Source organism: Halomonas ventosae (assembly GCF_004363555.1).
Taxonomy (GTDB): Bacteria; Pseudomonadota; Gammaproteobacteria; order Pseudomonadales; family Halomonadaceae; genus Halomonas; species Halomonas ventosae.
Map to the genome: position 1 here is coordinate 1 of NZ_SNZJ01000022.1, position 11499 is coordinate 11499.

General features: G+C 71.8%; 11 protein-coding genes. 9 read left to right on the forward strand and 2 right to left on the reverse strand.

What is annotated here, in order from left to right; genetic code table 11:
- Positions 1-188 precede the first annotated feature (188 nt).
- A complete protein-coding gene (locus DFP85_RS15995) occupies positions 189-1421 on the forward strand; it encodes an EAL domain-containing response regulator (RefSeq protein WP_133637434.1) in 1233 nt (410 codons plus the stop codon).
- On the opposite strand, the gene DFP85_RS16000 is transcribed toward DFP85_RS15995, so the two are convergent.
- A complete protein-coding gene (locus DFP85_RS16000) occupies positions 1361-3013 on the reverse strand; it encodes an acyl-CoA dehydrogenase family protein (RefSeq protein ID WP_133637435.1) in 1653 nt (550 codons plus the stop codon). The genes DFP85_RS15995 and DFP85_RS16000 overlap by 61 nt on opposite strands.
- 122 nt (positions 3014-3135) lie before the next feature.
- On the opposite strand from DFP85_RS16000, the gene DFP85_RS19235 reads away from it, so the two are divergent.
- Genes DFP85_RS19235 through DFP85_RS16025 form a run of 5 tightly spaced genes read left to right on the forward strand, consistent with a single transcriptional unit; the run spans position 3136 to position 8220 of the window.
- Positions 3136-3684, forward strand: coding sequence for an NUDIX hydrolase (locus DFP85_RS19235; protein ID WP_133637436.1), 549 nt, complete (start codon positions 3136-3138; stop codon positions 3682-3684).
- Positions 3681-4607, forward strand: a complete 927-nt coding sequence (locus DFP85_RS16010; RefSeq protein ID WP_133637437.1) for an AAA family ATPase — start codon at positions 3681-3683, stop codon at positions 4605-4607. Before DFP85_RS19235 ends, DFP85_RS16010 begins: the two co-directional genes overlap by 4 nt.
- Complete coding sequence (locus DFP85_RS16015; RefSeq protein WP_133637438.1) at positions 4604-5560, forward strand: DUF58 domain-containing protein; 957 nt, start codon at positions 4604-4606, stop codon at positions 5558-5560. The genes DFP85_RS16010 and DFP85_RS16015 overlap by 4 nt, the downstream gene beginning before the upstream one ends.
- Positions 5557-7689: a transglutaminase TgpA family protein gene (locus tag DFP85_RS16020; RefSeq protein WP_133637439.1), complete on the forward strand. Its 2133-nt coding sequence runs from the start codon at positions 5557-5559 to the stop codon at positions 7687-7689. The genes DFP85_RS16015 and DFP85_RS16020 overlap by 4 nt, the downstream gene beginning before the upstream one ends.
- A gap of 45 nt (positions 7690-7734) precedes the next feature.
- Positions 7735-8220 (forward strand): glutathione peroxidase, encoded by a 486-nt coding sequence (locus tag DFP85_RS16025; protein ID WP_133637440.1) that lies wholly within the window; start codon positions 7735-7737, stop codon positions 8218-8220.
- 89 nt (positions 8221-8309) lie between these two features.
- On the opposite strand, the gene DFP85_RS16030 is transcribed toward DFP85_RS16025, so the two are convergent.
- A complete protein-coding gene (locus tag DFP85_RS16030; RefSeq protein ID WP_133637441.1) occupies positions 8310-8696 on the reverse strand; it encodes a DUF7079 family protein in 387 nt (128 codons plus the stop codon).
- A gap of 198 nt (positions 8697-8894) precedes the next feature.
- On the opposite strand from DFP85_RS16030, the gene fabV reads away from it, so the two are divergent.
- The 3 genes from fabV to DFP85_RS16045 all read left to right on the forward strand — a co-directional run bounded on the left by fabV (position 8895) and on the right by DFP85_RS16045 (position 11481).
- Entirely contained in the window at positions 8895-10118 is a 1224-nt protein-coding gene (fabV, locus tag DFP85_RS16035; protein ID WP_133637442.1) for an enoyl-ACP reductase FabV, read from the forward strand.
- Positions 10119-10182: 64 nt separating this feature from the next.
- Positions 10183-10395 carry a hypothetical protein gene (locus tag DFP85_RS16040; protein ID WP_133637443.1) on the forward strand — a complete coding sequence of 71 codons (213 nt, stop codon included), beginning with the start codon at positions 10183-10185 and terminating at the stop codon, positions 10393-10395.
- 108 nt (positions 10396-10503) lie between these two features.
- Positions 10504-11481, forward strand: coding sequence for a GlxA family transcriptional regulator (locus tag DFP85_RS16045; RefSeq protein ID WP_208108529.1), 978 nt, complete (start codon positions 10504-10506; stop codon positions 11479-11481).
- Positions 11482-11499 lie beyond the last annotated feature (18 nt).

Consider the following 11499-nt stretch of genomic DNA (forward strand, 5'->3'; position numbering starts at 1 on the left):
ATGGGTGTTCATCCGGGCCTCCTGGAGAGGTTGGTTGGTTCGCATCTCCAGTCTTCCGGGTAGGCTCCGGATGAACAACCTACCGAGAGATCACAGCTAGTGCGTTGATGTGCGTCATGCTCCTGTCCCGGTGATCCAGGCGTTTTGCTGATACGCTGAAGCTTAGTGCCCTGGTGGGAATTTCCTGGATGAATGATCTGACGATGCAGGCCCAGCGGCTGGCGGTGGTGCTCGAGGAGGATCCCGATGCCGCCGCCACCCTGTCGCTGCAGCTGCGCACCCTGGGCATGGAGTCCCGCTACTGCCGGCACGGCCAGCACCTGATCGGCGAGGTCATGGCGCGGCGCCCGCAGCTCGTCATCATGGCCCTGGAGTTCGGCCAGCAGGATGGCATCTCCATGCTGCGCCGGCTGGCCGAGTGCGGCTACCGTGGCCGGGTGCTGCTGCTCAGCGGGGTCGAGCGCAAGATCGTGCGTATCGCCGAGCGGCTCGGCCAGGCCCTGGGGCTGCAGATGCTGGCCTCGCTCGACAAGCCGATGCGACTCATGGAGCTGCGCGAGTGCCTCGAGGCCCTGGGGACGGCCCATCCCCCGGGCGATCTCCCTGCCGCCACGCCCCCCTGTCGCATCGAGGAGCTGGACCGGGCCTTCGCCCGCCAGGAGATCACCCTCCACTACCAGCCCCAGTTCGAGCTGGCCAGTGGCCGGCTGAGCGGCGTCGAGGCGCTGGTGCGCTGGGCCCACCCCGAGGCGGGCCTGCTGGTGCCCGGTCGCTTCCTGCCGCTGTTGACGCCCGACCAGAACCGCCACCTGACCCGCCGCGTGCTGCAGCTGGCGCTGGAGGATGCCTCGCGCTGGCGCCGGGCCGGCCTCTCCCTGTCGCTGTCGGTCAACGTCACCGCCGATGACCTGATGTGCCCGGAGCTGCTCTCCCTGGTCAGCGAGGCCCGCTGCTCGGCGGGCGATGCCCCCGTGGTGCTGGAGATCACCGAGACCGCCGCCATGGAGGACGAGCTGCTCGGCAGCGAGGTCGCGGCCCGCCTGCACCTGGGGGGCCTGGAGGTCTCGGTGGATGACTTCGGGGTGGGCTTCTCGTCGCTGGCCCGTCTGCAGCTGCTGCCGATCAGCGAGCTCAAGGTCGATCGCAGCTTCGTCAGCCGACTGCTCGAGGATGCCCAGGATGCCGCCATCGTCGAGGCGGTGGCCCTGCTGGGGCGCCGGCTGGGCATCCGGGTGGTGGCCGAGGGCGTCGAGGATCTCGCCTGCCTGGGCCACCTGGAGCGCTACGGTTGCACCCATGTGCAGGGCTTCGGCCTGGCGCGGCCCATGCCCGCCGCGGAGATCCTGGCGCTGGCCGGTGCTCAATCGCCGATGCGCGCCAGCAGCGCCGCCAGCGGCGCATCGCCGGACAGCACCCCGTAGGCCGGTCCGGCCTCGTCACCCAGCCGCGAGCGGCAGAAGGTCTCGCCCACCTCCGAGGGAGCATGGCGCAACAGCAGGGCGGCCTGCAGGCACTGGGCCAGCCGCTGGGCGAGCCAGCGGGCGCGCGGCTCCAGCGAGGCGGGCGGGGCGGCCAGCTCGGCATCCAGGCCGGCCAGGGCGCGGTCGAGCTCGACCTGCTGGCCGCGCACCGCGGCGAACTCGGCCTGCAGCGCCGCCAGCGCTTCCGGGTGGCGGCCCAGCACCCGCAGCAAGTCCAGGCAGATCACGTTGCCCGACCCCTCCCAGATCGAGTTGACCGGCGCCTCGCGGTAGAGCCGCGCCAGCGGTGCCTCCTCCACGTAGCCGATCCCGCCGAGGCACTCCATGGCCTCGGCCATGAAGCCCGGCGTGCGCTTGTTGTGCCAGTACTTGGCCAGGGTCGGCAGCAGTCGTGACAGGGCCCGCTCCCCGGCGTCGCCACGCGCGGCGCCATCGAAGGCCCGGGCGGTGCGCATCACCAGCGCCAGGCCGGCCTCCACCTCCAGGGCCATGTCGGCCAGCAGCACCCGCATCAGCGGCTGCTCGGCCAGCGCCCGGCCGAAGGCATGGCGCTCCTGGACATGCCCCCAGGCCTCGACCAGGGCCTGGCGCATCATGCCCACCGGGGCGGTGGCGGCATCCAGCCGGGTCTGCTGGACCATCTCGAGGATGGTGGCGATGCCGCGACCGGGCTCGCCCACCAGTTCGGCCCGGGCGCCGCGGTACTCGATCTCCGCCGAGGCATTAGCGCGGTTGCCGCACTTCTCCTTGAGGCGCTGCAGTTCGATGGCGTTGCGCTCGCCCTCCGCGGTGACGCGGGGCACCAGGAAGCAGGAGAGCCCCTCGTCGGTGCGGGCCAGGGTCAGGAAGGCATCGGACATGGGGGCGCTGCAGAACCACTTGTGACCGGTCAGCCGCCAGCCGTCCGCCGAGGGTTCGGCTCGCGTGGAATTGGCGCGCACGTCGCTGCCGCCCTGCTTCTCGGTCATCGCCATGCCGAAGGTCAGCCCGCTTTTCTCGCCTGCGGGCAGCAGGCGCGGGTCGTAGTCCCAGGCCAGCAGCCCCGGCGCCCAGTGCGCCTCGACGGCAGGCGTCTGGCGCAACACCGGCAGGGCGGCATGGGTCATGGTGACGGGGCAGCAGAAGCCGGGCTCGGCCTGGGTCAGCAGGTAGAGGGCGGCCACATGCGCCTGGTGGCCGCCGGCCCCCTCCTCCTGCCAGGCCACCGCATGCCAGCCATGGTCGATGGCCAGGTGCATCAGCTCGTGGTAGGCGGGGTGGTAGGCCACCTCGTCCAGGCGGCGCCCATGACGGTCGAAGAGGCGCAGTTCGGGCGGGTGGCGGTTGGCCGTCTCCCCGAGTTCCTGGACCCGGGCGCTGCCGGCCTCGCGACCCAGCGGGGCGAGACGCCTGGCGACCCACTCCGGGGCCTCCCGGGCCAGGGCCTCCTGCAGCGGGGCATCCCCGGCGAGCAGGTCGCGGTCGCTCGGTGGCGAGGGCTGGTTGGTCACCTCGTGGGTAGCCAGCCGGGTGCGGGGGGCGGGGTCGGGCATGATCGGGCTCCGCGATAGAGGCCTGTCATGAGCATGGTCGTCGCCCCGGGAGCGGTCAACGCACGGCGTGACGCTGCCGCCGTGACTGGGTAGGCTGAAGGCATTTCCCCCGGGAGTCCCCCATGAGCGCCGATGCTTCCCTTCCCGAACCGCCGGCCGAGCCGCATATCGCCGATGAGCAGATCCAGCTGGTGGATGCCCGCAACCGCCCCTGCGGCAGCGCCCCCCGGGCCGCCATGCGCCGCTTCCGGTTCTGGCACCGGGCCACCTATGTGGTGGTGCGCAACCGCCGCGGCGAGCTCTGCGTGCAGCGTCGCACCCTGACCAAGGAGGTCTTCCCTGGCGGGCTGGACCTCGCCGCCGGCGGGGTGGTGGGGGCCGGCGAGGCGGTCCACGTGGCGGCCCGCCGCGAGCTCGCCGAGGAGCTCGGCATCCGGGGGGCGCCGCTGCGCCACCTGGGCGGGTTCGTCCATGACGTGGGCGGCAACCACATCTTCGGCAGCCTCTTCCTGGTCGACCACGACGGCCCGCTGACGCTGCAGGCCGAGGAGGTGGCCGATGCCTTCTGGCTGCCGCCCCACGAGGCCCTGGCCTTGGAGGGCGTCACCCCGGATACCCGCCAGGCGGTGGAGGCCCTGCTGGCCGGCGGCGAACTGGAGGCGGGGCGATGAACCGGCCGGAGCGACTCTCTGACCTGGAGGCCGTGTTCGCCGCCCTGGAGGGGGTGGTGCTCGGCAAGTCGCGGGAGGTGCGCCTGGCGCTCTGCTGCCTGCTGGCTCGCGGCCACCTGCTGATCGAGGATCTGCCGGGGCTTGGCAAGACCACCCTGGCCCAGGCGCTGGCACGGGTTACGGGCCTGGACATGCAGCGCCTGCAGTTCACCAGTGACCTCTTGCCCGCCGACGTGCTGGGGGTCTCGGTGTTCGACCCGCGGGAGGCGCGCTTTTGCTTCCATCCCGGGCCGGTCTTCCACGGCCTGGTGCTGGCCGACGAGATCAACCGGGCCCCCCCCAAGACCCAGAGCGCGCTGCTCGAGGCGATGGAGGAGGGGCGGGTGACCGTGGAGGGCGAGACCCGGGCGCTGCCCGATCCCTTCTTCGTGATCGCCACCCAGAACCCCCAGGAGCAGGCGGGGACCTTCCCGCTGCCGGAGTCGCAGCTCGACCGCTTCCTGATGCGCCTCTCGCTGGGCTATCCGGATCCCCGGGCCGAGCGCGAGATCCTGCGCGGCCGGGCCGGGCGAGTGAAGCTCGAGGCGCTGATGTCGCTGCTCGACGCCGAGCGCCTGCGCGACTGGCAGGCGCGGCTGGACGGGGTCCATGTGGCCGACGCCCTGCTCGACTACGTCCAGGCCCTGGCTGCGGCCAGCCGCGAGCATCCCGAGCTCGCCTGGGGACTCTCCACCCGGGGCGTGCTGGCCCTGCTCCAGGCGGCCCGGGGCTGGGCGCTGCTCGAGGGGCGCGACCACGTGCTGCCCGAGGACGTCCAGGCGGTCTGGATCCCGGTGACGGGCCACCGGCTGAGCAGCGGCCCCCGGGAGGAGGGCGAGGCGCTGGCCCGCCACCTGCTGACCCGCGTGGCGGTGATGGGGTGAACATGGCCACCGCGGCGACCTCCGGCCCCCGCCCTGCCGGGCGGTTGCGCCACTGGTGGCTGCGTCGCCTCGCCGCCTCGATGGATCACCCCCTGCCCCAGCGTCGACTGTTCCTGCTCCCCACCCGCTTCGGCCTGGGCTGGGCGGTGCTGGTCATGGTGCTGCTGCTGTTCGGCATCAACTACCAGAACAGCCTGGCCTACGGGCTGGCCTTCTGGCTGTTCAGCGTCGGCGTGGTGGTGCTGCTGCGTGGCTGGCTCAACCTGCTCGGCGTCACCCCGGGGCTGCGCCTGCCCCGCGAGGCCTTCGCCGGCGGCGAGGCGCGGCTGGGGGTGGTGCTGAAGGCGCGCCGCGACCGCACGGCCCTGGAGCTTCGCTGCGACGGCGTCCGGGGACGGGTGGACATCGTCGATGGCCTCGGCGAGACCGAGCTGGCCCTGCCGACGCCCCGGCGCGGGGTCCAGGCGTTGCCCTGGCTGCGCCTCGAGACCCGCTGGCCGCTGGGGCTGGTCCGGGTGGTGGCCTGGGTGCGCCACGATGCCGAGCTGCTGGTGTGGCCGCACCCGGTGGAGGAGGATGAGCCAGCCGTGCGCCACGTCGGGGCTGGCCTGGAGGCCAGCGACTTCGCGGGGCTGCGCCGCTTCCAGCCCGGCGACAGCCCGGGGCGGGTGGCCTGGAAGCAGTGGAGCCGTACCGGCGTGCTCGCCACCAAGGCGTTCAGCGCCCCTCCGCGCCGCCAGCTGTGGCTGGACTACGCCGCCTGTCGCGGTGACCCGGAGCGGCGCCTCTCGGTGCTCTGTGCCCGGGTGCTGGCCCACCACCGTGCCGGCGACCGCTATGGCCTCAGGCTGCCGGGCTTTACCCTGCCCCAGGGCGAGGGGGAGGCCCAGCGGCGCCGGGCGCTGGACGCCCTGGCACGCTTCCCGGCGACCCGGCCGGAGGGTGGGGCATGAGCGCCCCGCGTCCCGCCAGGCCGGCGGTCCCGGCCGTGCTGGCGGATGGCCGGGGGCTGAGCGGGGGGATGCTGCGCCAGCTGTTCATCGGCCAGTGCCTGGTGCTGGCCCTGCACCTTGCCTGGATGCCGGCCTGGCTGGTGGCACTGGCCCTGGCGGTGGCCGGCTATCGGCTCGTGCAGCTGCGTCGCGGCCTGCCGCGTGCCGGCATCCTGCTGCGGCTGGCCGCCGTGGGCGGGCTGGTGCTGGCGCTGTGGCTGCAGTTCGGCACCCTGGGCAGCATGGACGGGCTGGTCGGCCTGCTGCTCGGCGTCTACCTGCTCAAGCTGCTCGAGACCCATGACCGGCGCGACGCCCGGGTGGTGGTGGTGATCGGCCTGGTGACCACGGCCGTGGCCTTCCTGCATGACCAGGGGATTCCCATGGCCGCGGGGGCGCTGCTGGCGGTGGCCTGGCTGCTGCAGTCGCTGGTGTGGCTCTCAGGTGCCACCGGGCTGCGCCAGGCCTGGCGGGAAACGGCCTGGCTGCTGGTGCTCTCGGCACCGCTGATGGCGCTGCTGTTCGTCGTCTTCCCGCGCCTGGGGCCGCTGTGGAGCATGCCCCAGATGGACCGGGCCGCCACCGGCCTGACCGACGAGATCTCCCCGGGCGACATCGCCGAGCTGTCGCGCAGCGACGCGCGGGCCTTCCGGGCCCGCTTCGAGGGGCGCGAACCGGTCCCCGACGAGCGCTATTGGCGGGTCTACACCCTGTCGCACTTCGACGGCATCCGCTGGTCGCGAGCCACGCCGGACCAGCTGGCCGTCGCCCTGGAGCGCCCGGTCGATGCCTTCGTCCGCGAGGCGGCGCGCTCCCCCTGGCAGGCGGAGGAAGGCGCGCGCTTCAGCGCCGAGCTGCTGCTCGAGCCCGACAGCCGCCCCTGGCGACCCTCGCTGGGCACGCCGCTGGAAAGCGACAGCCGCCAGCGCTTCCTGGCCGACGGTACCCTCGAAGGGCTGACCCCGCTGAGCTCTCGCAGCCTGCTGAGGCTCGCCAGCAGCGGGGCGCCGCCCCTCTACCCGGACCCCGCCGGGTCACGCTGGCACCGCCTGCTGCCCGACGGCGCCAACCCCCGTACCCGGGCCCTGGCGGGGCGGCTGTGGCGCGAGAGCGACGGCGACCCGGACGCCTATCTCGCAGCGATGATGGCGCGCTTCGGCGAGGCCCCCTATCGCTATACGCTCTCGCCGCCCCGGCTGGTCGGCGAGCACCGCGTCGATGACTTCCTGTTCGACAGCCAGGCCGGCTACTGCACCCACTACGCCTCGGCGGCCGCCGTGATGGCGCGCATGGCGGGCATCCCGGCGCGGGTGGTGGCGGGCTTCCTGGGCGGCGAGCGGCACCCGGATGGCCACTTCACGGTCAGAGACTATGATGCCCACGCCTGGGTGGAGGTGTGGCGCGACGGTGCCTGGCGGCGCCTGGACCCCACCGCGGTCATCGCCCCGGAGCGCATCGAGCAGGGCGCCCAGGCGGTCGATGATGGCGCCGAGGCCTTCCTGGCGGATGCCCGTTTCTCGCCGCTGCGCATGCGCGAGGTGGGCTGGGTGAACCAGCTGCGCCTGGAGTGGGAGCGCCTGGAGTACCGCTGGCAGCGCGGGGTGGTCGGCTACCAGCGCGAGTCGCGCCGCTCGCTGATGGCACGGCTGGCCGGCTGGTGGCATGAGACCTGGACCCGGCTGGATGCGCTGCTGCCCGGCCGCGGTGCCGTGACCACCGCGCTGGGCGTGGTGGTGGTGCTGGTCGTGGCGGCGGTCCTTGCCCTGCTGGTCCAGCGAGGCTGGCATCGGTACAGGCGCCGGCGTGACGAGCGATGGCTGGTGGGCAGCCTGCAGGCCTGGCTGGCCCGGCATGGCCTGGCGGCCCACGCCGGGGAGTCCCCCGCCGCCCACCTGCGGCGCATCGCGCCCCGGGCCGGGCCGGCAGGGCGGGCAGTCGAGGAGTGTGCCCGGGACCTCGAGCGGCTGGCCTATGCGCCCCTCGGGGAGGCCGAGCGGCGCCAGCGTCGACGTCGGCTGGCGCAACGGGTGGCCGAGGTGCGCCGCCGGCTGCCGAGGCGGCGGCGTGGCTCCGGCGGGGCTGGCGCGTGAAGGGCCGGCGTGTCATCGTAGTGGGTCAGAGAGCGAGCCCGAGCCATGTCCATCCATGACCACGAATGCCGCACCCAGAGCGGCGAGCCCTTCAACCTCCGCGCCCTGCGTGGCCAGGTGCTGCTGATCGTCAACGTGGCCAGCCAGTGCGGCTTCACGCCCCAGCTGCGTGACCTCGAGCGCCTCTACTGCCGCTATCGCGACCGGGGCTTCACCGTGCTGGGCTTTCCGTGCAACCAGTTCGCCCGCCAGTCGCCGGAGTCGGCGCTGGACTTCTGCCACTTCGCCGAGCACGAGTACGGGGCCTCCTTCCCGCTGATGGAGAAGGTCCGGGTCAACGGCCGCGGTGCCCATCCGCTGTTCGTCGAACTGAAGCGCCAGGCGCCGGGTGTGCTGGGGACCGGCATGATCAAGTGGAACTTCACCAAGTTCTTGGTCGGCCGGGATGGCCGGGTCATCCGTCGCTTCTCCCCCCGCGATGGCGAGGTGGCGTTGCGCGAGGCGCTGGAGAAGGCCCTGGACGAGCCCTGAATGTCAGGGCATCTCGCCATGTTCGACCAGCACCCGCCCCATCAGCTCGTTCCAGCCCTATGGTCGAGTCGGGGCATCATGGGTCGTGGTCAGGGCATCTCGCCGCGCTCGACCAGCACCCGTCCCATCAGCTCGTTCCAGCGATGTCGTGTCATCATGGTGGTCAGCCCCGAGAACAGCGCCCAGCTCTTGCGCCGCCAGCCGTTGAGTCGCAGGTTGTGGGCCACCAGCTGCTTCATCAGCTTGTAGTCGTCGAACGAGCGCCACTCGCCGGCCACCGACATCTGGTGGCGCGCCAGCACCGGGGCAAGCTCCAGGCGAAAGACCCACTCCAGCTCGCGCACGGTCAGGTCGTGGCGCTGGATGACCGCGACCATGCGCGCATAGTCGGTCTCGCGGGGCTCGCGCTCCAGCCAGAGCGGGGCCAGTGCCAGCCACAGCTCGCCGCGTTCGTCGACCAGCGTCTGTGCATCCATCGCTACCCTCCTGCCACACTCGTTGCCCGGGACGAGCATCCTGCACCAGCCATGCGACGGCCTCAAGGGCGGACAGCCGCCGCCGGGGCCGCTAGAATGTCGCCCACTGTCCCTTCGATCCAGCCATCCGGCGCATTCATATTCCCCCATGCGGACGGGAGCGGTTGTCCCGCCCGCCGGAAAACAACGAGGTCTGACGTGATCATCAAGCCCAAGGTACGCGGTTTCATCTGCACCACCACCCACCCCGTCGGCTGCGAGAAGAACGTGCTCGAGCAGATCGAGGCGACCCGTGCCCGCGGCCTGGACAAGGCCCGGGGTGACGAGGAACAGCGGCCTAAAAAGGTGCTGGTGATCGGTGCCTCCAGCGGTTATGGCCTGGCGGCGCGCATCACCGCCGCCTTCGGTTACGGCGCCGACACCCTGGGCGTGTTCTTCGAGAAGCCGGGCACCGAGAAGAAGTCGGGCACCGCGGGCTGGTACAACAGCGCGGCCTTCGACCGGTTCGCCAAGGCCGAGGGGCTCTACAGCAAGTCGATCAATGGCGACGCCTTCTCCCACGAGGCCCGCGAGAAGGCCATCGAGCTGATCCAGCAGGACCTGGGCCAGGTCGACCTGGTGGTCTACTCGCTGGCCTCGCCGGTGCGCAAGCTGCCCGACAGCGGCGAGCTCAAGCGCTCCAGCCTCAAGCCGATCGGCGAGACCTATCGCGCCACCGCCATCGACACCAACAAGGATGCCATCATCGAGGCCGAGGTCGAGCCCGCCACCGAGCAGGAGATCGAGGACACCAAGGCGGTGATGGGCGGCGAGGACTGGGAGCTGTGGATCGACGCCCTGGACCGCGCCGGCGTGCTGGCGCCGGGCGCGCGCAGCGTGGCCTTCAGCTACATCGGCACCGAGATCACCTGGCCGATCTACTGGCACGGGGCCCTGGGCAAGGCCAAGGAGGACCTGGACCGTGCCGCCGGCGAGATCGACAGGCGCCTCTCGGCCAGCGGCGGCGGCGCCAACGTCGCGGTGCTCAAGTCGGTGGTGACCCAGGCCAGCGCGGCCATCCCCGTGATGCCGCTCTACATTGCCATGGTCTACCGGGTGATGAAGGAGAAGGGCCTTCACGAGGGCACCATCGACCAGCTCAACCGCCTCTTCGGCGAGCGCCTGTACCTTGGTGAAGGGCAGGGCAGCGCCGAGACCGACGAGGCCGGCCGCCTGCGCCTGGACGACTGGGAACTGCGCGATGACGTCCAGCAGGCGTGCAAGGACCTGTGGCCGAAGGTGACCACCGAGAACCTCTTCGAGATCACCGACTATGCGGGGTACAAGCACGACTTCCTCAAGCTGTTCGGCTTCGAGCGCGACGACGTCGACTACGACGCCGATGTGAACCCGGTGGCGGACTTCGATGTCGTGAACCTGTAGGAGCCCACGTTTCTGGCCACTGCCAGGGGCGCGGGACGCCGGTTCCAGCCAATGGAGGTGTGCCATGGATACCCGGGAGAGCAAGACGCCGGAAGAGGAGCTGCAGCATTTCAAGGAGGTCAGCCAGCCCGAGGACTTCGAGCATCCCGAGCCGGATGAGGACCAGCCCGAGGCGAAGGAGTCCCCCCACGGGCTGCACCGGGTGTTGCCCATCGTCATCGTGTTGATCGGGATCCTCGCGGCCGCCATGCTGCTGCTGAGCGGCAACGCCCAGTAGGCGGCAGTCGCGCGGGCCTCTCCTCTCGGCGGGGCTGTGGATCTTCCTGGCCTTGGGTAAGATGGGGGCTTTGACCAGCCCCCGGCATCCACCCAAGGCCAGATTCGCATGCCCGAGCCTCTCGCATCCCTTCGTCCGGCGTCACCGACGCGGTATGTCGGTGTCGTGGTGCTGCCCGGCTTCTCGCTGCTGGCCCAGGCCTGTGCCACCGAGCCGTTGGCGGTGGCCAACCGCCTCGAGGGGCGCACCCTCTATCGCCTCACCACCTTCGCCTGCGCCGCCGGCCCGGTGGCCAGCGCCTCCCAGCAGGCGCTGATGCCCCAGGCGGGCATCAATGAGGTGGATGAGCCCCTGGACCTGCTGCTGGTGTGCGCGCCGGGCCCGCTCTCCGGCAGCGTCCCCGGGCCCCTGATCGAGTGGCTGCAGCGGCTAGCCAGGGCGGGCGTGCTGCTGGGCGGCATCGGCGGTGGCACCGAGGTGCTGGCCCGGGCCGGGGTGCTGGATGGCTACCGGGCGACGCTGCCCTGGCAGCGCTTCGATGCCTTCTCCGAGGCCTTCCCCCGCGTGCGCCTCTCCCGCCAGCTCTTCGAGATCGACCGCGACCGCCTGACCTGCGGTGGCGGCACCGCCGCCATGGACATGATGATGACCCTGGTGGGCAGCCAGCACGGCCCCCGGCTGGCCGAGCGCATCTCCGAGCACTTCGTGCTGGAACGCATCCGCATGGGCGACGAGCCCCAGCAGGTCCCGCTGCGCTCGCGCCTCGGCCATGCCCCCGAGAGCCTGGCCGAGGCGGTGGCGCTGATGGAGGCCAATATCGAGGAGCCCCTGACCACCCACGAGCTGGCCGAACACCTGGGCATCTCCCGTCGCCAGCTCGAGCGACTGTTCAAGAAGTACCTGCAGGCGGTGCCCAGCCGCTATTACCTGGACCTGCGCCTGCAGCAGGCGCGCCGCCTGCTGCGCGAGAGCGACCGCCCCGCCGGCGAGATCGCCCTGCAGACCGGCTTCTCCTCGGCGGCGCACTTCTCCACCGCCTACCGCAATCACTTCGGCATCACGCCCCGCGAGGAGCGGCTGGCCTGACCCCCTTACGCCCTGGAG

What these genes read in the sequence shown, in the direction of transcription:
- DFP85_RS15995 (WP_133637434.1), top strand. Translation starts at nt 189, where the DNA reads ATGAATGATCTGACGATGCAGGCCCAGCGGCTGGCGGTGGTGCTCGAG.
- DFP85_RS16025 (WP_133637440.1), top strand. Translation starts at nt 7,735, where the DNA reads ATGTCCATCCATGACCACGAATGCCGCACCCAGAGCGGCGAGCCCTTC.
- DFP85_RS16030 (WP_133637441.1), bottom strand. Translation starts at nt 8,696, where the DNA reads ATGGATGCACAGACGCTGGTCGACGAACGCGGCGAGCTGTGGCTGGCA.
- DFP85_RS16010 (WP_133637437.1), top strand. Translation starts at nt 3,681, where the DNA reads ATGAACCGGCCGGAGCGACTCTCTGACCTGGAGGCCGTGTTCGCCGCC.
- DFP85_RS16000 (WP_133637435.1), bottom strand. Translation starts at nt 3,013, where the DNA reads ATGCCCGACCCCGCCCCCCGCACCCGGCTGGCTACCCACGAGGTGACC.
- DFP85_RS16040 (WP_133637443.1), top strand. Translation starts at nt 10,183, where the DNA reads ATGGATACCCGGGAGAGCAAGACGCCGGAAGAGGAGCTGCAGCATTTC.
- DFP85_RS19235 (WP_133637436.1), top strand. Translation starts at nt 3,136, where the DNA reads ATGAGCGCCGATGCTTCCCTTCCCGAACCGCCGGCCGAGCCGCATATC.
- DFP85_RS16045 (WP_208108529.1), top strand. Translation starts at nt 10,504, where the DNA reads ATGCCCGAGCCTCTCGCATCCCTTCGTCCGGCGTCACCGACGCGGTAT.
- DFP85_RS16020 (WP_133637439.1), top strand. Translation starts at nt 5,557, where the DNA reads ATGAGCGCCCCGCGTCCCGCCAGGCCGGCGGTCCCGGCCGTGCTGGCG.